We start from the raw sequence: 22,901 nt of genomic DNA on the forward strand, positions 1-22,901 counted from the left end.
ACCGGCTATTCAATAAGTTACAGAATTTCCAATAATTCCACTTCAAAGATCAGCGTGCTATAAGGCGGAATGGATGCACCTGCCCCACGCTCACCATAAGCCAGATTGTGAGGAATATAGAGTTCCCATTTGGAACCGACTGGCATCAGGGTCAACGCTTCAATCCACCCCGGGATCACGCCGCTAACAGGGAATTCTGCCGGCGTATCGCGCTGTACTGAACTATCAAATACAGTGCCATCGATCAGGCGTCCGGTATAGTGAACACGAACACGGTCAGTACGGGCAGGGATAGCGCCGTCACCTTGTGTCAGGACAGAAAATTGCAGGCCAGACTCAGTGCTGCTTACGCCTTCACGCTGAATATTGTCTGCCAGGAATTTTTTGCCTTCTTCTGCCATCGCCTGCTGACGTTCACGGCGAACACTATCAGCACGTTCATGTATTTCACGTAGCGCACGATGCAGCTCTTCTACCGGAATAGCAGGGGAACGGCTTTCCAGCGCATCACATAACCCTGCCAACAGGGCTTCTGGTTCTAACCCTTGTAAACCCGATTCCTGTAATTGTTGCCCAACCTGCAAACCAATACCGTAACTTGCCCGCGCTTCAATAGACTCAAAAGAAGGTGTTGTCATGAAAGTACCTGTTATTTAATGAGTGAAAGCTCAAGCATAACAGCACAGTCTGGATGGGTAAACGCGTTAAAGTGGGTAATAATAACGTAAGGCATCCATTCTTGGAATATAACTGCTGCCAGGCCTTATGTTTGGGGCATATTTTTGCGACACAAAACAAAAAACGCCGGCAATGCCGGCGTTTTTTGTCACATGTTCTTCAGCTAATCAACGATTAAGCTTCTGGAACGATGTTAACGTTCAACTGTGCGAATACATCGCTGTGTACCTGGAAGTGAACTTCGTGTTCACCAACAGTACGCAGAACGCCGTTAGACAGGCGAACTTCGCTCTTAGATACTTCAACGCCAGCCGCAGTCACTGCATCAGCGATATCACGAGTACCGATAGAACCGAACAGTTTACCTTCATCACCCGCTTTAGAAGCGATAGTGACAGAACCCAGTGCGCTGATTTTCTCTGCACGAGCTTGTGCTGCTGCCAGAACGTCAGCCAGTTTAGCTTCCAGTTCAGCACGACGAGCTTCGAAGAATTCGATGTTTTTCTTAGTTGCAGGAACAGCTTTGCCCTGTGGAACTAAGAAGTTACGGGCATAACCCGCTTTAACGTTAACTTGGTCACCCAGGCTACCCAGGTTAGCTACTTTATCAAGCAGAATAATTTGCATTACCTTATCCTCTCAAAGTCGTTAATGGACTGAGCCTATTACTGATGACGATCAGTGTAAGGCAACAGAGACAGGTAGCGCGCACGCTTGATAGCACGAGCGAGCTGACGCTGGTATTTTGCACGAGTGCCAGTAATACGGCTTGGTACAATTTTACCGCTTTCGGTAATGTAGTTTTTCAGCGTAGCAATATCTTTATAATCGATCTCTTGTACGCCTTCCGCGGTGAAGCGGCAGAACTTGCGACGACGGAAATAACGTGCCATTTGGCTAGTCTCCAGAATCTATCAATTCAATCTGCTCGGCATGTAGAACCAGTTTGCTAAGACCATTGCGCCCATAGTGGGAATTAATGAATCCTGAAACAGTTATTCGACTGCCGACCGTTATACTGTGAGTATATTCCTGTAACAACTGTCCACTGGCAATAACGGGCATTCTGCACCATGATTGCCTGCTGAATCCGGCTTCCTGTTGCTGTGAACGATGTTCAAGCACAAACTGACAATGTGGAATACCAGATGGACTGACTCTTCGTATCGGCGCCTTGCACACTGTGCCTGTGAGCACCAAACGATTGGTTGTCACGGTAATTACTCTTCAGAATCCCCAGCTTCATCAGCATCATCAACCAAGTCTTCTTCCAAGACCAGATCACGGCCGCGACGTTCGTCTTTAGCCTTAACCATTGGTGATGCTTCAGTTATTGCGTGCTTAACGCGCATAACCATGCTGCGGATAACGGCGTCGTTGAAGCGGAAGTTAGTTTCCAGCTCATCAATCGCTTCTTGTGGCGCTTCAACGTTCATCAGAACGTAGTGAGCCTTGTGCAGTTTGTTGATTGGGTAAGCCAGTTGACGACGACCCCAGTCTTCCAGACGGTGAATCTGACCTTGCGCGTTAGTGATAGTCGCACTGTAACGCTCGATCATGCCCGGAACCTGTTCGCTTTGGTCAGGATGGACCATAAAAACGATTTCGTAATGACGCATTATTGCTCCTTACGGATTATTCAGCCTCCTGTCAGGGTCAGCCGTGGCCCATGGAGGCAAGGAACGTGTTTAGTACGGCTGAAAAATCGACGCGTCACTATACCCGTACAATACAAAAAACTCAATAAAGAATTACCGGGCACTTCTCTGGCGCACAATTTCAAACAAGCATACTCCAGTTGCAACCGATACGTTCAAAGAAGAGACTGAACCCGCCATGGGAATACTGATCAATTCATCACAATGTTCGCGCGTCAACCGGCGCATTCCCTCACCTTCCGCGCCCATCACCAGCGCCATCGGCCCCGTCAACTTGCTTTCGTATAAATCATGCGTGGCTTCACCCGCCGTTCCGACAATCCAGACATTGTGTTCTTGCAGTAAACGCAGGGTTCGGGCAAGGTTAGTCACACGGATCAGCGGTACACTTTCTGCCGCTCCACAGGCCACTTTTTTGGCGGTAGCATTCAATTGTGCAGAACGATCACGGGGAACAATAACGGCATCAACCCCCGCCGCATCCGCAGTACGCAAGCAAGCACCCAGGTTATGGGGATCAGTGACACCATCCAGTACCAGCAGAAATGGGCGCTCCCGCCGAGATAACAAATCCGGCAGATCATTTTCCTGATACTGACGTCCTGGCTTGACTCGAGCAATGATCCCTTGATGGACGGCCCCTTCTGTTTGGGCATCCAACCATTGGCGGTTGGCAATTTGTACCGCGATACCGGTACTTTCTAACTCCTGCAATAATGGGGTTAAACGGCGATCTTCACGCCCTTTCAACACATAAACTTCCATGAAACGTTGTGGATCGCTCTCCAGCAAGGCTTTAACGGCATGGATACCGTAGATAATTTCACTCATGACTAACTGATACCTAACTCACTGATATCTTTAAGATACCGAAAATAGTGGGCGGCAGCCGCCGCCCTGTTTGATGATTGTATGGATTAATTTTTACTGGCTAGTTTTTACTGGCGATCAGTTTGCGTTTTTTTCGCATGCTTCGCTTTCAGTTTTGCCGTAATTTTTTGAGTCTTGCTTGACGGTTTTTTCTTTTTGCCTGGCTTAGATTCTTTAGGCTTTTCCGTACTTTTCTTTTTACGAAAGGCGCTATCTGGCTCAAAATTGGCTGATTTTTTATGATCACGGCCTTTTTTACCATTTTTACGCTCTGGCGTACCTTTTTTCGCCTTATCGCGTGCCGTCTTCCCTTGATTACGCGCTTTACGGGTTGTTGAAAGTAAGGTGAAATCAATATTGCGTTCATCCATATGAACCGCTTCCACCCGAATCTCGACTTCATCACCGAGGCGATAAGTTGTTCCAGAAGACTCACCAATCAAACGCTGGCCGACGTTATCATATCGATAATAATCGTTATCCAACGTCGAAACATGTACCAAACCATCAATAAACAGATCATTTAAGCGGACAAAGAAACCGAAACCTGTCACGCTGGTAATCAATCCGGTAAAAACATTACCCACCTGATCTTGCATGAAATCACATTTCAGCCAGTCGGCAACATCCCTTGTCGCTTCGTCAGCACGGCGCTCGGTCATGGAACAGTGGTCACCCAATTGCAGCATTTGCTCCATATCGTTGTGCCAACCCCCTGTTGGCGTCCCGTTATGCTCAATAACACCATTTTCTTGTGCTAATAAGTACTTAATCGCACGATGCAAAGCCAAATCAGGGTAGCGACGGATTGGCGAAGTGAAATGAGAATAAGAGCGCAATGCTAAACCAAAATGCCCCCGATTCTCCGGCTCATAGATCGCCTGCTTCATAGAGCGCAACAGCATCGTTTGCAGTAACTCGTGATCGGGTCGATCCGCGACTTGTTTCATCAATTGCGCATAATCTTTCGGTTCTGGCGTCAGGCCACCCAACAAACTCAATCCCAACTCATTGAAGACTGAACGCAGGTTCAGGATACTCTCTTCTCTTGGTCGATCATGGATGCGATATAACGCTGGCTCATGGTTTTTTTCAACAAAGCGAGCTGCGGCAATATTCGCCAAGATCATACACTCTTCGATAAGTTTATGCGCATCGTTGCGTACCACGGGTTCTATGCGCTCAATGCGACGCTCTGCATTAAAGATAAACTTGGCTTCTTCCGATTCAAACGAAATAGCGCCACGCTGTTCACGCGCATGTTCCAGTGCCTGATAAAGCTCATGCAGATGTTCAATATGTTGCACCAGCGGCTTATAGTGCTCACGCAACTCTTGATCACCCTGCAAAATCTTCCACACTTTTGTATAAGTCAAACGGGCGTGTGAGTTCATCACCGCTTCATAGAACTTGTAGGAAGAGAGCTTGCCCTGGGCGGAAACCGTCATTTCACACACCATGCATAGGCGATCAACTTCTGGATTGAGGGAGCACAATCCGTTAGACAGTACTTCCGGCAGCATAGGTACAACCTGGGACGGGAAATAGACCGAGTTTCCACGGCTGCGTGCTTCTATATCCAAAGCGGTTTGCGAGCGAACATAGTAGCTGACATCAGCAATCGCTACCCACAATCGCCAACCGCCACCCCGTTTTCTTTCGCAATACACTGCATCATCAAAGTCTCGTGCATCTTCGCCATCAATCGTCACCAACGGCAACGCTCGTAAATCTACACGGCCTTGCTTGGCCGATTCCGGTACATGTTCAACCAAACCCGCAATCTGTTTTTCTACCATCGGTGGCCAGCTATGGGGAATTTCATGGGTACGCAGTGCGATCTCAACCGCCATGTTCGTTCCCATGGTTTCACCCAGCACTTCAACAATTTTACCGATGGCTTTAGTCCGACGAGTCGGGCGATTTGTCAATTCAACCACCACGACATTCCCCATTCTTGCACCGCAAGTTGCTTCTTTTGGGATCAAGATATCGAAACAGAGACGGCTATCATCGGGGACGACAAATCCCATACCCGCATCCATAAAATACCGGCCAACAATCTGGCTATTCTTGGGTTCCAAAACCCGCACGATACGCACTTCAACGCGACCTTTTCTGTCTGGTCGCAAGGGCTGAGCCAGTACCACCTCACCGTGGATCGCCATTTTCATCTGGTCGGCTGGCAGGTAATAGTCTTCTTTATGGCCTTCCACACGCAGAAAACCATAGCCATCGCGGTGTCCAATCACCGTACCTTTCAATAAATCCAACCGCTCTGGTAACGCATAACATTGACGACGGGTAAAAACCAACTGTCCATCGCGTTCCATTGCCCGCAAACGACGACGCAATGCTTCCTGTGCTTCTGGAGTGGTTAACTGAAGTTCTTGTGCTAATTCCTGACGGCCTACCGGAATGGTGTGTTTAGAAATGATATCCAAGATGTATTCACGGCTTGGGATAGGAGATTCGTATTTTTCAGCCTCTCGTTCCTGAAAAGGATCTTTTGACATCGTCATTCCTCTGTTGTCATCAGCAAGCTGTTTATCCCCTTGCGTCACTTAACCAAAAGTAATTGATAAAGGGGACGATTGTCTTTGACCATATCGGCCACAGTATGTTTATCCAACTCTGCCAAAAAATTTTCTACCGCTTGATTCAAGACCGACTTTAAGCGACATGCCGGCGTGATTTGACAGGCACTACAGTTAACCAATGACAGAGGTTCTAATGAGCGAACCACATCACCAATTCTGATCTCACTGGCCGGTTTCCCTAAACTGATGCCGCCATTTTTTCCCCTGACAGCATTCACTAATCCTAAGTGACTCAGTTGATTGATAATTTTTACCATATGGTTACGTGAGACACCATAAACTTCAGTGACTTCTGTAATACTCGTCATTTGGCCTTCTGGTAAAGAGGCCATATAAATCAAAGCACGTAATCCATAATCGGTAAAACTGGTTAACTGCACACTCACCTCTGGGAGACTGAATATAACGGAGCTTATTTGGCACCAAAAAATGTATGTTTATTGGTTTTCGTTAGTTGATCATCATTATGTGGGTATTTTAAAAATTAAGCAAAACGGGAGAAAACAAAAACCGGGCAATAAGCCCGGTCATGTACGCATAAAAGATGAATCTATCGATTAAGCATCAAAGGGATCACGCAGGATCATGGTTTCCGCACGATCTGGACCTGTAGAAATAATATCAACCGGAACGCCTGTCAGCTCTTCTACACGTTTGATGTAGTTCAATGCTGCTTGTGGCAACTGGCTGTGATCTTTCACGCCAAAAGTACTTTCATCCCAGCCAGGCAGGGTTTCATAGACTGCTTCAAGACCTTCCCAGTTTTCTGCGGCCAGTGGCGTCGTGTCAATGACAGTGCCATCAGGCAGGCGATAACCAACACAGATTTTCACTTCTTTCAAACCATCCAACACATCCAGTTTGGTCATGCAGAAGCCAGACAGAGAGTTGATTTGGATCGCGCGACGAATAGCTATGATATCCAACCAGCCAGTACGACGGCTACGACCTGTCGTCGCGCCAAATTCCTGACCTTTCTGACGCAGGTATTCACCTGTTTCATCAAACAGCTCAGTTGGGAATGGGCCAGCCCCTACACGAGTAGAATAAGCCTTGATGATACCCAGTACATAATCAACATAACGTGGACCCAGGCCAGAACCCGTTGCAACGCCACCCGCAGTAGTGTTGGAAGAAGTCACATAAGGATAAGTACCGTGGTCGATATCCAGCAGAGTACCCTGCGCACCTTCAAACATTACCAATTCACCTTTCTGGGTTGCTTTGTACAGCAAGTCAGAAACGTCAACTACCATGCCCGTCAGGATATCGGCAACAGCCAAAATGTCATCTAAGGTTTTCTGGTAATCAACGGCAGGTTCGTTGTAGTAGTTAACTAACTGGAAGTTGTGGTAGTCGATGATTTCTTTCAGTTTGACAGCGAAAGCTTCTTTATCAAACAGATCACCCACCCGCAAACCACGACGTGCGACTTTGTCTTCGTACGCAGGACCAATACCACGACCTGTTGTACCAATTGCCTTGGCACCACGCGCTTTTTCGCGGGCGTTATCCAATGCAACATGGTAAGGCAGGATCAGCGGACAAGCTTCAGAAATAAGCAGGCGCTCACGTACAGGAATCCCACGTGATTCAAGCTCTTTCATCTCTTTCATCAAAGCATCTGGTGCTAAAACGACCCCATTTGCGATAATGCTAATGACATTTTCACGTAAGATCCCGGATGGAATTAAGTGGAGAACGGTTTTTTCACCGTTGATGACTAGTGTATGGCCCGCGTTATGGCCCCCTTGATAACGAACTACGTATTTAGCCCGTTCAGTCAGCAAGTCGACGATTTTACCCTTGCCCTCGTCACCCCATTGGGTGCCCAATACGACAACGTTCTTACCCATTTCAAAAGTTCACTCGGTTGCTTAAAAATGGATTCTACCATCTCATTTAGCACCTTTCAGTATTTTTTATTACTTCTTGTTATTTCGTTTGGTTATATAAATGGGATGATAAATAAACAATTGGTAATTATAGCGGTATATAAAAGCCACTGTCTTTTTTTACAGTGGCTTACAGTAAGTTAAGAAGACATTACTTCGCAGGTGCTTTCATATAACGGAAGAAGTCAGTATCTGGGCTGAGTACCATGACATCATTACCGTCATTCTTGAAGCTCTTCTCGTAAGCACGCAAGCTACGGATAAATGCATAGAATTCGGGGTCCTGATTGAATGCATCCGCAAAGAGTTTTGTGGCTTCCGCATCACCTTCACCACGTAAAACCAATGCCTCACTCTGTGCTTCTGCCCTGATTTCAGTTGCTGTTTTATCAGCAGCAGCCCGGATCTTTTCCGCTTCTTCCGAACCTTCTGAACGCAGGAGACGCGCTTCTGCTTCACGGTCAGCACGCATACGCTGGTAAATCGCTTCTGAAATTTCCTGTGGCAAGTTGATCTGTTTGATACGAACGTCAACAACTTCAATACCTAACGCCGCCATGCTGTTTGGATTGATGGCGGGTTGCTTGCCTTTCGTCTCTTTTTCTACCAAGGCCGCAGCCGATGCAATTACATTATCGACATCTGTTGCATCATTCTCTTCGTGAGTACCCTGGTTCAGAGCATCACGCACATCGGTAGTTAAACGACCACGGGAATCAGTCACAATACCGCGTACATCAAGACGACCAATTTCAGAACGCAAGCGGTCACTGAATTTACGTCTCAGCATTATTTCAGCTCGGCTAATATCTCCGCCACCGGTTGCCAGATAGTAACGGCTGAAATCATTAATACGCCACTTCAAATAAGAATCAACAATCAGGTCCTTATTTTCACGTGTCAAGAAACGGTCAGCCTTGATATCCATCGTCTGGATACGGGCATCAAGGGTTTTAACTGTTTCTACAAACGGAATTTTGAAATGCAGGCCCGGCTCATAAATGAGCGGTTTATTCTCTGCATCACGTACAACCTTACTAAAACGCAGCACAATGCCACGTTCACCTTCTTTTACAGTAAAGATTGATGAATAAAGAACAACCAATACCGCAATAATTGCAACAATGAATGAATTACGCATGATTATGGTCTCCCTATTCTGACCGAATCACCGCGCAGGTTATCGCTACCACCATAAGTGTTAGATTCCCGTTGTGGCGTAGGTTGATTCTGACGAATCATTTTCTGCACTGCTGTGTTACCGGATATATTTTGCTGAACTTTCGCCTGATCTTTCACCGCTTGATCTAATGGCAATAACAGCACGTTGTTACTCTTGTCGCTTGCAATGACTTTACGTGTATTGCTCAACACACGTTCCATCGTCTCGATATACAGACGTTCACGCGTAATTTCTGGAGCCGCCTTATATTCAGGTAAGATTTTGGCAAAACTCGCTACTTCACCCTTCGCATTCAATACCGCGCTAACTCTATAGGCTTTGGCATCCTCAATAATACGCTGCGCTTCACCTTTCGCTTTAGGTAATACTTCGTTCTCGTAAGCTCGAGCTTCACGAATGGTTTGCTGCTTCTGTTCACGTGCTGCGATCACATCATCGAATGCAGCTTTAACCTCTTCTGGCGGACGGGCAGCCTGGAAGTTTACATCAACCACAGTAATACCCATATGGTATGGACGGATCGTCTCTTCCAGCACTTTCTGAGTATCGTTACGGACAACAGTACGTCCTTCCGTCAGATTGGTTTCCATCGAATATTTACCAACAACACCGCGCACGGCACTGTCTGTAGCTTGACGCAAGCTATCATCAGGATTGGTAACACTGAAGAGATAAGCGGATGGATCAGTAACACGGTATTGTACGTTCATTTCAGCCAATACAACGTTTTCATCTGAGGTCAGCATGGCACCGGTCGTTGCCAAATCGCGAACAGACTCAATGTTAACAGGCCTGACTTGATCGATAAACGTCATTTTCCAATTCAAGCCGGGCTGTACAACGTGACTAAACTTACCAAATCGAGTAACGACACCACGGTCCGATTCTTTAATCGTATAAAAACCACTTACAACCCAAACAGCAATTGCAGCGGCAACGGCAAGGCCAATAAGACGCCCGCCAAGTTTAGGGTTCTGCCCAGAACCATTTCCACCTTTGTTTCTACCGAGACCACCGAGTTTTTCACTCAGCTTACGGAACAGATCGTCGAGATCAGTTGCCCCACGGTTACGACCACCTTTATTGTTGCCGCCGGAGTTGCCGCCATTATTATTGCTGCTTCCCCACGGGTCGCGGTCTTGTCCGTTATTACCGGGCTGATTCCACGCCATGTTTTAGCTCCACTTTCTAGTTTTTACTGGTTTTTCAGAGGTGACTGCTCTCCACCCAGATGGGTGAGGCTTCCCACTTCACAGACCGTTGTCTGTCCCTGACAGGTTTGACAACGGCCTCCGTGGGCAGAAACGACGAACTTCATCGTTTTTGTAAGCAACCAATATTATTGGGTGATAACTTTTGACAGTGCTGATCCTGTTACTGCAATTCTGGCACAGTCATTTCATCACCGCCATTTCATCTCTGCCACTCCATAACTATAAGCACCTTGAAATGACGGATAAAATGATACCTTGTTTGTTGTCTTGCGCCAATCAATCAGACAACATAGTCGGGTAATTTTGGTTCTTGTTTGCACAGACGGCGCCAATCAACCATTGGCATCCTGACTTCAACACCAACCTGGCCATTTTCTTCCATCCATTCACGTTCAATGGCCTGAAGCTGATAAAAACGGCTACGTAAACGTCCTGCTTCAGGTGGAAGGTGCAATTTATAGTGCGCAATTTCACCTGAAAGGCGCTCAGTCAATGCCTGCAATAATAAAGGAATACCCGCGCCAGTTTGTGCCGATAACCAAACTCTGATCGGGCGATTTTCTTCATCACGATCAATACGGGGAATAAAATCTTCTAACATATCGATTTTATTCATCACCATCAACGAAGGGATCTCATTGGATTCAATCTCTTCAAGGACACTGTCAACAGCGATAATGTTTTCATCGAAGCGAGGATCAGTTGCATCAACCACATGCAGCAATAATCTCGCCTGCCGAGTTTCCTGCAAAGTCGCCTTGAACGCTGCCACCAAATCATGGGGTAAATGGCGGATAAAACCAACGGTATCAGCCAAAACAACCGTACCAACATCATCCACTTCTATTCGGCGCAGTGTCGGATCCAGGGTGGCAAAAAGCTGGTCAGCCGCATACACGTCGGCAGAAGTGATTTTATTGAATAGACTGGACTTTCCGGCATTGGTGTAACCGACAAGAGAAACGGTTGGGATATCAGCTTTATTACGTGCCTGACGCCCCTGTTCACGCTGCTTTTCAACTTTGTTGAGGCGCCCCAAAATCTGTTTGATTTTGTCACGCAGCATACGGCGGTCACTTTCCAACTGGGTTTCCCCAGGCCCACGCAGCCCGATCCCCCCTTTTTGGCGTTCAAGGTGAGTCCAGCCCCGAACCAGACGGGTGGACAGATGACGCAATTGTGCCAGTTCGACTTGCAACTTGCCTTCGTGCGTCCTTGCCCGCTGGGCAAAAATATCCAGAATCACTCCCGTGCGATCAACGACACGGCATTGGCACAAGCGTTCAAGATTACGTTCCTGAGCAGGACTGAGGGTATGGTTAAACAACACCACATCTGCACCGCTGTTTTTGACAGCTTCAGCAATTTCCTCTGCCTTGCCCTCTCCGACAAAATATTTCGGATGAGGTGCCTTCCGGCTTCCCGTTACAATCTGCACAGGAGAAACACCTGCGGAAGTTACCAATGACTCGAATTCACTGAGATTTTCCGTATCTTTTTCCTGTGAGAAGAAAACATGCACCAGAACGGCTAATTCTCCGCCTTCATAACGATCAAACAACGGTGCAACCCCTCAGGCTGAGTAAAAATCCAATAAGAAAAAACATAGGTAAAGTCTCCCTACCTATGTTTTTATTTTCAGGCACGGCGGCTGATTTATTCAGCGCCATCGCTTTCCTGTTGTACTGCCGAGTTCGTGCCAGCATGATAATTTCCAACGCCAGTTGGCACATTCGGGTTGTTACCATGATGAGACACTGGACGGGAAGGCACAACAGTAGAGATGGCATGCTTATAAACCATCTGGCTCACCGTGTTCTTCAGTAAAATGACAAACTGGTCAAAAGATTCAATCTGACCCTGCAATTTGATGCCGTTAACCAAATAAATAGAAACCGGGACCCTTTCACGTCGTAAAGCGTTCAGGAATGGATCTTGCAAAGATTGCCCCTTAGCCATTCTATATTTTCCTTATTTTGTTGTTTTTCACTAAGAACCTGTTGGTTCGAAAAAATTAACTACTCAAAAATGACACTTTGTATTGATCACTGGTACTGATCAATTGTACACAATCAATGAATTTATGTACTAACAACCTGCATGACTGTGTTTAGGTTTTGTTTAGGTTGATCGCTATCCAACCAAGCCACATTGTCCCAACTCCTGAGCCACGTGATCTGACGCTTCGCCAATTGGCGTGTCGCACAGATACCGCGATAAACCATCTCATCATGAGAGATTTCGCCCGCGAGGTAAGACCACATCTGACGATAACCAACACAACGAATGGAGGGTAAATCTGTATGCAAATCACCACGAGCATAAAGTGCTTTCACCTCATCTTCAAACCCTGATTTGATCATTTGTTCAAAACGGGCTGCGATGCGTTGATGCAAAATTTCACGGCTTGCCGGCGCGATCGCAAATTGATGAACTCGATAAGGCAATATTTCTCCAGACGTTTCAGTCAACTCAGTTAGAGTTTTACCCGAAATTCGAAAAACTTCCAGTGCACGAGTAAGACGTTGTGGATCATTAGGATGAATCCTTGCCGCAGAAACGGGATCAATTTCCTGTAATTGTCGATGTAATACGTCCCATCCCTGCTCTGCGGCCTGTTGTTCAATCTGCGCCCTAACCTCAGGATCCGCAGAAGGTAAAGGTGATAATCCTTCCAACAATGCTTTGAAATATAGCATGGTTCCACCAACCAAGAGTGGAATTCTCCCCGCCGCCGTGATTTCTGCCATTTCTTGCAAGGCATCACGACGAAAATCAGCCGCAGAATAGACTGCCGTCGGATCAAGAATGTCGATCAAACGATGAGGTGCCAATGCTTGCTCTTCTGCGGAAGGTTTTGCTGTCCCAATATCCATTCCGCGATAAATTAACGCAGAATCGACACTGATTAATTCAACCGGAAGATGCTGGCGCAAGGCGATCGATAACGCCGTTTTCCCTGAAGCCGTCGGCCCCATGATAAAAATGGCTGTCGGCAGGTGTTGAGTTTTTAAATCACTCATGATTAAGGAATGCCACCACTGCTTGTAAATCAATTAACTGTAATAACCCATCCGGCGGCGATCCCACCAGTTGAGGGCAAAGGCGTTCGACATCAGCCAAAAGCTGGACAGCTTGCGCGATGTTCCACGTTTCATGCTCACTATCCACGTGACGGGAAAGCCAACTGGCAACTTGCTCAACAGAAGCGGCTGACTGCTCCCCAAGATAGCCCAACAGTTCCGGCAAGAGTTTCGGCAGGTTCTGTTGACGCAGCGGTAACGATACCGCATGAATGGTTACTTTTCCATGTGCGACTGTCGATTCAATACCAAAAGTCTTTAACAAGTCACTATTCTGCTTTAAGGCATGCATTTCTGACTGACTGAGAGCAAGTTTCAGCGGGATCAATAATGGCTGGGATTTCAGCCCCTGTTCTCCGGGGGTCAGTTGCGTCTGTTTCAGCCAGCGTTCAGCGACTGGCAGAGAAAGCAGCCCGATTCCCAATGGAGATTCAAGCAAAGCATAACAACCTGCATAGATACACAATACTTTTCCAAAGCTATGTTTCCCCTGCCCCGATGGCACAGGAGTAGCAGAAACCGATACGCCTTCCCGCGCATCCCGCTCTGGAAATAACGGGCGTTTTTCTTCCGGTGAGAATTGCATCATTTTTTGGTACAACTCCCCCTGTTTTTTCTGGTAGCTTTCCCCATGATGTATTTGTTGCGTACCACGAGCATGATGCTCATGACGTCGTGAAGAGGTCTCATCCGCTTGTTCAACACGCTTACGGGTAAAATGATTTTCTCCCGCAGAAGGGCGATTCTCCGGCACCCAGCTTGTAGCACTCTCCTGACAACCAAGCGTCAATTCATCTCCCGTGCCGCGTTGTTTCAATACCGCAGCCACACCCTGATAAATAAAATCATGTACCAGGCGAGCTTGATGGAAACGCACTTCATGTTTGGCAGGATGTACATTGACATCCACCTGGCGTGGATCGATTTCGAGATACAAAACATAAGCGGGTTGTTGTTCACCCTTAATCAAATCCTGATAAGCTTGACGAATCGCATGATTAATCAGGCGATCCCGCATCATGCGCCCATTGACATAGCAATATTGGATCTCGCTCACAGCCGTATTCACCGGATCTACAACCCAGCCCTTAATAGACAAGAAATCATGCTGCCATGACAACGCCAGCGCCTGTTGCACAAAAGCGGTCCCACAAATGGCTGCCAGACGCCGTTCATGCTGAGATTCCTCTTTAGCGGGACGATACTGGCGCATCAATTTCCCATTGTGATTTAGGTTAATGGCGACATCCAACCGCGCCAAAGCGATACGACGCACGACTTCATCAATATGGCCAAATTCCGTTTTTTCTGTTCTCAGAAATTTTCGGCGGGCAGGCGTGTTATAAAACAGATCCAACACTTCAACCGTGGTCCCCACAGGATGAGCGGCAGGTTTTACCGTGACTTCCATATCACGGCCTTCGGCATAAGATTGCCACGCTTCTGCCTGACTTTCAGGACGTGAAGTTAATGTCAGCCTTGAAACAGAGCTGATACTCGCTAAAGCTTCCCCACGGAATCCCATGCTGACAATCGCTTCCAAATCATCCAATGAAGCAATTTTACTGGTCGCATGGCGCGCCAGTGCCAGCATCAAATCCTGTTTGGCTATCCCACAGCCATTATCGCGGATACGGATAAGCTTTGCGCCACCCCGTTCAATATCAATATCAATACGGGTTGCACCGGCATCAAGGCTATTTTCCACCAACTCTTTCACTACAGAAGAAGGGCGTTCAACCACTTCACCCGCAGCAATCTGGTTTGCCAATTGTGGGGGTAATATCTTGATAGCCATAATTTGACCTTACTTACAGTTCAGAGCCTGTCAAACCTATTCTGATAGGCGTATATTTGGTTACTTTGGTGCAGACTGCAACGGGTTAGCCAGAAAATAGTGACGTAATCCCAAATGAATGGCCTGTGCCAGTTTTTCCTGATACTGATTGGAGCCTAACAAAGCTTCTTCAGACACGTTACTGATAAAGCCTGTTTCCACTAAAATGGACGGAATATCCGGCGAGCGCAAAACACCAAGGCTTGCATGTTCTGGTGTACGTTTATGCAGGGAACCAATTCTGGATAGCTGGCTCAATACCTGCATGGCAACGTCATAGCCTACCCGTTGTGAATGCCCAAATTGCAAATCCAGCACGGCCTTACTCAGATAAGGATCAGTGCCGTTGGCGAGAGCATCTCCCGCACCGCCCAGTAATTCCGATTGTTTTTCATGCTGTTCCAGCCAGTTCCCCAATTCACTGTTTGCACGGCGGTTGGAGAGTACCCAGACAGAAGCACCTCTGGCACCGCGATTAGGAGCGGCATCGGCATGAATGGACACCAGTATATTGGCTTTATGTTTACGGGCGACTTCAGAACGCCCTGCCACAGAGATAAAATAATCGCCATTTCGCGTCAACACCGGCGTAAACATGGGATCATTGCGCAAAAGGGCTTCCAATTTACGAGCAACATTAATAGTGACATTCTTTTCTTTCAGCCCCCGTTGCCCAATCGCTCCAGGATCTTGCCCGCCATGCCCCGCATCAATGGCAACGACAATCGGGTGGAACGCTCTTCCTTGCGCAGATTGAGCCTGTTTCTTCACACCTTGCTCACGGTGATTCGATACTGGCTTAGTTTCTTTTTCCGTCAGGTGAGCATTATTTGTAAGCAAGCGCTTACTTTCATTTCGTAAGGCATGATTATTCGATACCGATGAGTTATTCGCCACTCCATTGGCTTTCAGTGTCATCACCACTTGCGATTGATTGCCGACATTTTTCACCGTAGATGTCACTGTAGCCTTATGTGCCAATTCCAACACTACCCGCTGATGATGTGCATCAGATGGCTGGCTGGAACGTATCTGTTTTACCAGATTCTGGCCGGATAAAATCATCGGTAATCCAACAATCTTACTGACTTGGCGAATATCCACTACCAACCGTTCAGGAGAATGCAAAGGAAAGAACCGATAATCAGGATGCCCGCCAGTGAATTCCAACGTTACTACGGACTCAGCTGGACCATTCTTCACATGAATATTCGACAGCGTAGCCGCCGATGCTGCCGTCATAACCAACTGACTTAACATGAAAAACAAAACACAGGCCATTACCCAATAGGCACGCCATTTTTTTATCACATCCGCGAAAAAGGCATTCATCATGGTCGGGTATTCCTTCATAAGGACTTCAAATTATCCAACAGACTTTCACCATATTGAGATAACGCAACAAAACGAGCCTGGCGCCCTTCACTGTCATAACTTAGGTGCAACTCAATATCGGCATCAGGCAAAACGCCAGTGCCCTGCTGAGGCCACTCCACCAGACAAATAGCGTCCTGATGGAAATAATCCCGGATCCCCATAAATTCCAGCTCCTCAGGATCAGCCAGACGGTAAAGATCGAAATGGTAGACAGGCCGTGGTTGTAAAGCATAAGGCTCGACTAACGTATAAGTCGGACTTTTCACATGCCCCTGATGGCCGAGAGCTTGCAGAAAACCGCGGCTGAATGTGGTTTTTCCTGCACCAAGATCGCCATATAGATAAATAACATAGCCGCGATCGCCAACTGCCGCCACTGCATTACCCAATGCAACTGTGGCATTTTCATTTGGAAGTGATAAAAAGAGTTCTTTCATTGAAAAATATCTGTTTTGATTTATTGAATTAGAAACTAATCAGGTAGACATATCAGTTAAATAGCTTAACCAGTAACCATAACATAATTCAGACATTATCATTTAGTATCTTCTGTGCTACCGTAACAGATATATGCCACATTTTTTGTATTCAATTCCCTCTGTGTTAAGCTAACTCCTCTCTTTCAGCAGTCATTTGATATTTCATGGCAACCCCCCTCGATCTGAATCTTCTGGCAACAAACATCAAGCAATGGGGCCTTTCCCTTGGCTTCCAGCAAGTCGGCATCTGTGACACTGACTTATCGGCAGAAGAGCCGAGATTACAAGAATGGCTTGATAAGCAATATCATGGCGAAATGGACTGGATGGCTCGTCACGGCATGATGCGCGCCCGTCCCCATGAGCTTCTGCCGGGGACTTTGCGGGTTATCAGCGTACGCATGAATTATCTGCCTGCTAAAGCAGCGTTTGCCAGTACGCTTAACAACCCGCAAATGGGTTATATTAGCCGCTATTCGTTGGGCCGAGATTATCATAAACTGCTACGTCAGCGTCTCAAAAAACTGGGCGACAAGATCCAAGAATATTGCAGCACTCATGAATATCAGGGAACGTTGAATTTTCGTCCTTTTGTCGATTCCGCTCCGATTATGGAACGCCCACTGGCCGCAAAAGCGGGGCTTGGTTGGGTTGGTAAACACTCACTTATATTAAATCGTGAATCGGGTTCCTGGTTTTTCCTTGGTGAATTGCTGATTAATCTTCCCCTGCCGATTGATGTTCCACAAGAGGAGCAATGCGGACGCTGTGTAGCCTGCATGACAACTTGTCCAACGGGGGCTATTGTTGCGCCTGACACCATTGATGCCCGACGCTGCATCTCATATCTGACCATTGAATTGGAAGGTGTCATTCCAGAAGAACTGCGCCCACTGATGGGTAACCGGATTTATGGCTGCGATGATTGCCAACTTATTTGCCCCTGGAACCGTTTTTCTCAATTAACAGATGAAGCTGACTTTAGCCCACGTGCCGTACTGCATACTCCTGAGCTATTAGATCTATTCAATTGGAGCGAGGAGAAGTTTCTGCGTATCACGGAAGGATCGGCAATTCGCCGTATTGGATATTTGCGCTGGTTGCGCAACATTTCTGTCGCCTTGGGTAATGCACCGTATCAAGATGACATCGTGTTAGCGTTGGAAAAAAAGTTCGGCTTAAGTGCAATTTTGGATGAACATATCCACTGGGCGATCGCCCAACAAATGACCCGCCGCAATGCGAATGCCATTGAGGTTCAAACCTCACAACAAAAACGATTAATAAGGGCAATAACCAAAGGCTTACCCAGAGACGCCTAATAATTAACCACTCGAATTTCTGGTAAAAAAAACCATTCATTTTCTTGTGAATAAAATAAAAATACTTTGCTGATCAATTAACAAACAGAGAATAAATGTTGATCATGCTATTTTTAAATTAGGTTAATTACTTTAATTAATCAATAAGTTAAGTTTGAACTGTTGTTGTGAATGATAAGTCAAGAAAACCAAACACAAAGAATCCTCCTGTGGATAACTCTGTGTAACAAGTAGAGCATCATCAGGTGACTCAATAGAGTGATAATGTTAAAAACTGTGGATAAAAAAACAAGAATTGAGTTCTAGTCACGAACACCAGAAATCAGCAGCAAGGCAATAGCCCACTCATCCATTCTAGACGCTAGTGGAGAAATTTTCCTCTGCCCATTCAAAAATGAGGCGGCATTATGGACCTGTTGGAGCAGGATAGCAAGCGCTTTATCGACAATTTATTTTTGGTAAAACTTACAATAAGTGCCAACATTCCACGCTAACACTTTTCTTTACTCATTATGCCTTACGGCTACGTCTCCATGCCCCGAATTAAAGTATTCTTATTTTCTCAACCATGCGCTGGACGCTTCCCAAACGTACTGCTTATAAAGGCGCCATAACGTCTGATAATCAACTGTCTTGGACAAGATTTTTATGGAAAGAAGATAACAAAATGAAGGAAATTGGAGCGGGAAACGAGACTCGAACTCGCGACCCCAACCTTGGCAAGGTTGTGCTCTACCAACTGAGCTATTCCCGCGTCGCTGACAGCTAATATTATTAGCTTGAGATGCCTGAATGCTGATTTTGAATACCTGTTAACCTTATGAGTTATAGGTAATTCTTAGATCCTGCATATCAGGAATGGGCGCCATTATGAACGCGTTCAGATAAGATGGCAAGCCCTTTGCTTTTACTTCCGAGTTAAACGCTCAAAAGATATTCACTCCAGTTTGACACAAAAAATCCCTACCATAACCTCAACAGTTATCTGGAATACCAAACAGCATAGAGTTAACATTAAATAAACAATTAACCAACATCTAATAAGATTTATGCTTGTCCTAACGATTTTGTGGAAATAAATTAGCAACAATTTCCGTTGTTACTTAGAGGATTATTCTCTTAAGAGAGGGTCAGGAACATGGCTCGGCATTATCAATCTAAATTTGTCACGGGCACTGAGGCACTGGTAGACCTTCTGCTCGCTCAAGCTGAGTTGGATGAAACCCACAATCTCAACACAGCGGGGTTAGTTTCAGGTTATCGTGGCTCTCCTTTAGCCCGCTTAGATCAAACATTATGGCAACACAGCAAAGAACTTATCCAAGCCAACATTCGCTTTCAACCTGCTGTCAATGAAGATCTCGCAGCCGATGCACTGATAGGCACACAAAAAGTCGAAACAGATCCTGACAGACAGGTTAACGGCGTTTTTGGTATGTGGTACGGCAAAGGGCCAGGCGTCGATCGTTCCGGTGATGCACTTAAACATGGCAATGCTTACGGCTCCTCGCCAAACGGTGGTGTGCTGGTTATCGTCGGAGACGATCACGGTTGTGTCTCTTCTTCCATGTCCCACCAATCTGATCTCGCGATGATGGCATGGAGTATGCCTGTTTTGCACCCGGCATCAGTTGCCGATTATATGAGTGTCGGTTTATGGGGCTGGGCGGCATCACGTGTCAGCGGCGCATGGTTTGGCTTTAAAGCAATCAGTGAAGTTGTGGAAAGCGGTGCCGTCAGAGAAAGCAAGCCATTTCCTGACTATAAAGTTCCCCACGTTGATTCCGGCCCCGATGGGTTGCATTGGCGCTGGCCTGATCTCCCTGGCCCACAAATTGAAAAGCGATTGGCCTATAAACTAAAAGCCGTCGAAGAGTTCGCTAAACTTAACCCCATTGATTACCTGCTCGCCCCCTGCGAACATCCACACGCTTTATTGGTAACGGTGGGTAAGGCTCATAAGGATGTTATGGAAGCCCTGCGAGTCGGGGGCCTTACACCTTCTGAACTGGCCCAACAAGGCGTTGCTTTTCTCCATATCCGTTTGGTTTATCCTTTATCACCGCTTCTCAGCAAGCTTGCTACCCAAGTCAGTCATATTTTTATTATTGAAGAAAAAGCAGCCATCGTTGAGATGCTGCTGGCTCATCAATTGGTTAAATTACAGAAAATGACCAATCTGATAGGTAAGCATAACCATCTTGGTCAGAAATTGTTACCCGCTGACGTTGAACTACGCCCTTCACGGGTTGCCGCCCCACTTTCTGGATGGTTACAACAATTCAATCTATTTCTCTCCGTGCCACCAGAATGGTCAACGACTCCCATTCAGCACGATGCAACTTTACCCAAACGCACACCTTATTTTTGTGCTGGATGCCCCCATAGCACTTCAACTCGCTTACCAGACGATAGCCAAGCTCAACCTGGTATTGGATGCCATATTATGGCGACATGGATGGATCGCAACACCGGAAACGGCCTTTTGCCAATGGGAGGAGAAGGTGTCGACTGGATAGGACATGCCCCATTTGTAAATCGCTCCCATGTCTTTCAAAATCTGGGAGATGGCACCTACTTCCATTCTGGTCACTTAGCCATTCGACAATCAGTCGCCGCAGGAAGCCACATTACTTACAAATTGCTGTTCAATGATGCTGTGGCGATGACAGGTGGACAACCGCTGGATGGGAATATCACCCTCACACAAATTGTTTCTTTAATGCTGGCAGAAGGTGTAAAAGAAGTGGTTGTCGTAACGGATGATCTTGATAAATACAAAGATAAAAATTGCCTTCCTGCCAATGTGAAACTCTATGAACGAGATTATCTGGAGGATGTACAGAAACGTCTTCGAGATATCGTTGGCGTCACAGTGCTCATCTACGATCAAGCCTGTGCCACAGAATTACGTCGTAAAAGAAAACGTGGCCTGGCACCAAAAGTGACGCGGCACGCCGTCATCAATGAATTGGTCTGTGAGGGATGTGGTGACTGTCAAATACAATCAAATTGCCTTGCCGTAATTCCAGTCAAAACGCCTTTAGGCACTAAGCGCAAGATAGACCAACACGTTTGCAATTCAGATCTGTCCTGCCTGAAAGGATTCTGCCCCAGCTTTATCACTGTCGAAAATGCCAACCCACGTGCAGATCTCAGTAAGATCATCACACAGACTGAGTTAGATAAAATTATCCACAAACTCCCTCAGCCAACACTGGCTTCTGCCGAAACACCTTATGAAATCCTGTTAGTCGGTATCGGCGGTACAGGTATCGTCACCGCAGGACATCTACTTGCAAATGCTGCGCAAATAGATGGCTGCTTTGTCAGTCTGCTCAATTTTACCGGATTTGCGCAAAAAGGCGGGGAAGCCATAACCCATATTCGGCTATGCCATGACCAGGATAAACTGCATCAGGTCAGGATTGATCGCGGGCGAGCTAATCTGGTTATCGCCGCCGATTTGGTGGCTGCAACAGGGCAAAATGCACTAGAAGTAATGTCAAGGGGATCAACAAAATGCATACTGAACACCCATGAAACCCAAGTCGGCACTATGCTTCGCTCCCCTATGCTGGATTTGGATCACCCCAAGATGCTGGACACCCTGAATCAACATACACAAGTATTACTCTCCATCAATGCAGAAATCATGGCTGCGCATCTGGTCGGTGACAAAGACCAAACCAATATCATATTAATGGGTTATGCCTGGCAGCTCGGCAAGATTCCAATCACATTAACTGCCATCAACAATGCGATGCAAGAACTGGGAGTCTCAGCAGATAATGCCCGACGAGCTTTCTGTCTAGGCCGCATCGCGGCAGCCCAACCCGATATTCTGCAAAAACACCTCAATATTACGCCGCAAGAAAATATAAAAAGTCTGGACGATCTCATTATGCATCGGTATCAATTTCTGGTTGATTATCAAAATGAAAGATATGCGATGCGTTATCTCAACCGTATTGCCCAGGTTCAAATGGTGGCTCAACAGATCGATACAGAAGAAATCACTCAATCCGTTGCTGAAAACTTATTCAAGTTAATGGCGTATAAAGATGAATATGAAGTCGCCCGACTCTACGTCAAAACCGGTTTTTTCGATAAGCTCCGCTCACAATTTGATAATACAGATACCATCCGCTTTCACCTTAGCCTTCCTCTCTTCAGTCGCAAAGATCCCCATACAGGCCAACGCGGAAAAAAGGAATATAGTTTGTGGATCGTTCCTGTATTCCGCTTTCTTGCCGCATGTAAATCGCTACGAGGCACTGTCTTTGATATTTTTGGCTATCAGGAAGAGCGTAAACAGGAAAGAAATCTGCTAATTGAGTATGAGCGATTAATTGATTTTTTAATCGAAAAAATGGAACGCAATAATTTGGCAATCTGTCAGCAAATTGCGGAGCTTCCCAACCAGGTGCGAGGTTTTGGGCATGTGAAACAAAAAGCGATGAAAAACATGATGGAACGTAAGGAAATATTGCTGAAAGAATTACAAAAAGTGAGGTGATAAAGCGTGTTGACATTATCAATAATAATGTCCAACATTTTGAAAAGAAATAAGCAAAGAGACAATGTTGATGCCCCCCAAAAAACCCCCACCAAAACCACCCCCCCCAAAAAAAAATAAAGGACGCCCTGGTTTTCTCAAAGAGAACAAAGGGGGGGGGCCCCCCCCCCCCCCCCCCCCCCACGC

General features: G+C 46.5%; 19 protein-coding genes and 1 tRNA gene. 2 read left to right on the forward strand and 18 right to left on the reverse strand.

The window, feature by feature from the left end; all coding sequences use genetic code 11:
* Positions 1-17: 17 nt before the first annotated feature.
* The 17 genes from bamJ to tsaE all read right to left on the reverse strand — a co-directional run bounded on the left by bamJ (position 18) and on the right by tsaE (position 16,832).
* Positions 18-638, reverse strand: a complete 621-nt coding sequence (bamJ, locus tag ACSJJG_RS18445; RefSeq protein WP_481090155.1) for a BamJ family beta-barrel-assembly machinery protein — start codon at positions 636-638, stop codon at positions 18-20.
* Positions 639-852: 214 nt separating this feature from the next.
* Entirely contained in the window at positions 853-1,305 is a 453-nt protein-coding gene (gene rplI / locus ACSJJG_RS18450) for a 50S ribosomal protein L9 (RefSeq protein ID WP_189758653.1), read from the reverse strand.
* A gap of 38 nt (positions 1,306-1,343) precedes the next feature.
* Complete coding sequence (rpsR, locus tag ACSJJG_RS18455; protein ID WP_000135199.1) at positions 1,344-1,571, reverse strand: 30S ribosomal protein S18; 228 nt, start codon at positions 1,569-1,571, stop codon at positions 1,344-1,346.
* A 4-nt stretch (positions 1,572-1,575) separates the two neighbouring features.
* Complete coding sequence (priB, locus tag ACSJJG_RS18460; protein WP_481090156.1) at positions 1,576-1,893, reverse strand: primosomal replication protein N; 318 nt, start codon at positions 1,891-1,893, stop codon at positions 1,576-1,578.
* Between the two features lie 5 nt (positions 1,894-1,898).
* On the reverse strand, positions 1,899-2,297 hold the full coding sequence (gene rpsF / locus ACSJJG_RS18465) for a 30S ribosomal protein S6 (protein WP_481090157.1): 399 nt from the start codon (positions 2,295-2,297) through the stop codon (positions 1,899-1,901).
* A 132-nt stretch (positions 2,298-2,429) separates the two neighbouring features.
* Positions 2,430-3,167, reverse strand: coding sequence for a 23S rRNA (guanosine(2251)-2'-O)-methyltransferase RlmB (gene rlmB / locus ACSJJG_RS18470; RefSeq protein WP_481090158.1), 738 nt, complete (start codon positions 3,165-3,167; stop codon positions 2,430-2,432).
* 107 nt (positions 3,168-3,274) lie between these two features.
* The gene (gene rnr / locus ACSJJG_RS18475; protein WP_481090159.1) at positions 3,275-5,722 is read right to left on the reverse strand and encodes a ribonuclease R; all 2,448 of its coding nucleotides are present in this window, start codon (positions 5,720-5,722) and stop codon (positions 3,275-3,277) included.
* A 44-nt stretch (positions 5,723-5,766) separates the two neighbouring features.
* A complete protein-coding gene (nsrR, locus tag ACSJJG_RS18480; RefSeq protein WP_481090160.1) occupies positions 5,767-6,186 on the reverse strand; it encodes a nitric oxide-sensing transcriptional repressor NsrR in 420 nt (139 codons plus the stop codon).
* Positions 6,187-6,363: 177 nt separating this feature from the next.
* A complete protein-coding gene (locus ACSJJG_RS18485) occupies positions 6,364-7,662 on the reverse strand; it encodes an adenylosuccinate synthase (protein ID WP_481090161.1) in 1,299 nt (432 codons plus the stop codon).
* A gap of 190 nt (positions 7,663-7,852) precedes the next feature.
* Complete coding sequence (gene hflC, locus ACSJJG_RS18490; protein WP_481090162.1) at positions 7,853-8,842, reverse strand: protease modulator HflC; 990 nt, start codon at positions 8,840-8,842, stop codon at positions 7,853-7,855.
* Between the two features lie 2 nt (positions 8,843-8,844).
* A complete protein-coding gene (hflK, locus tag ACSJJG_RS18495) occupies positions 8,845-10,056 on the reverse strand; it encodes an FtsH protease activity modulator HflK (protein WP_481090163.1) in 1,212 nt (403 codons plus the stop codon).
* Between the two features lie 322 nt (positions 10,057-10,378).
* Positions 10,379-11,659 (reverse strand): ribosome rescue GTPase HflX, encoded by a 1,281-nt coding sequence (hflX, locus tag ACSJJG_RS18500; RefSeq protein ID WP_481090164.1) that lies wholly within the window; start codon positions 11,657-11,659, stop codon positions 10,379-10,381.
* A gap of 95 nt (positions 11,660-11,754) precedes the next feature.
* A complete protein-coding gene (gene hfq / locus ACSJJG_RS18505) occupies positions 11,755-12,057 on the reverse strand; it encodes an RNA chaperone Hfq (RefSeq protein WP_047766282.1) in 303 nt (100 codons plus the stop codon).
* Positions 12,058-12,179: 122 nt separating this feature from the next.
* Positions 12,180-13,121 (reverse strand): tRNA (adenosine(37)-N6)-dimethylallyltransferase MiaA, encoded by a 942-nt coding sequence (miaA, locus tag ACSJJG_RS18510; RefSeq protein ID WP_481090165.1) that lies wholly within the window; start codon positions 13,119-13,121, stop codon positions 12,180-12,182.
* Positions 13,114-14,979, reverse strand: a complete 1,866-nt coding sequence (mutL, locus tag ACSJJG_RS18515; protein WP_481090166.1) for a DNA mismatch repair endonuclease MutL — start codon at positions 14,977-14,979, stop codon at positions 13,114-13,116. Before mutL ends, miaA begins: the two co-directional genes overlap by 8 nt.
* 60 nt (positions 14,980-15,039) lie before the next feature.
* Positions 15,040-16,353 (reverse strand): N-acetylmuramoyl-L-alanine amidase AmiB, encoded by a 1,314-nt coding sequence (gene amiB / locus ACSJJG_RS18520; RefSeq protein WP_481090167.1) that lies wholly within the window; start codon positions 16,351-16,353, stop codon positions 15,040-15,042.
* Between the two features lie 14 nt (positions 16,354-16,367).
* Entirely contained in the window at positions 16,368-16,832 is a 465-nt protein-coding gene (gene tsaE, locus ACSJJG_RS18525; RefSeq protein WP_481090168.1) for a tRNA (adenosine(37)-N6)-threonylcarbamoyltransferase complex ATPase subunit type 1 TsaE, read from the reverse strand.
* Between the two features lie 206 nt (positions 16,833-17,038).
* Here tsaE and queG point away from each other — a divergent pair, with 206 nt between their 5' ends.
* The gene (queG, locus tag ACSJJG_RS18530) at positions 17,039-18,196 is read left to right on the forward strand and encodes a tRNA epoxyqueuosine(34) reductase QueG (RefSeq protein ID WP_481090169.1); all 1,158 of its coding nucleotides are present in this window, start codon (positions 17,039-17,041) and stop codon (positions 18,194-18,196) included.
* Positions 18,197-18,874: 678 nt separating this feature from the next.
* Here the strand turns inward: queG and ACSJJG_RS18535 are convergent.
* Positions 18,875-18,950, reverse strand: a tRNA-Gly gene (locus tag ACSJJG_RS18535).
* Between the two features lie 384 nt (positions 18,951-19,334).
* Between ACSJJG_RS18535 and ACSJJG_RS18540 the strand changes: the two genes are divergently transcribed.
* The gene (locus tag ACSJJG_RS18540) at positions 19,335-22,715 is read left to right on the forward strand and encodes an indolepyruvate ferredoxin oxidoreductase family protein (RefSeq protein ID WP_481090170.1); all 3,381 of its coding nucleotides are present in this window, start codon (positions 19,335-19,337) and stop codon (positions 22,713-22,715) included.
* The last annotated feature ends 186 nt before the right edge of the window (positions 22,716-22,901 follow it).

Source organism: Xenorhabdus sp. SGI 60, assembly GCF_056632175.1.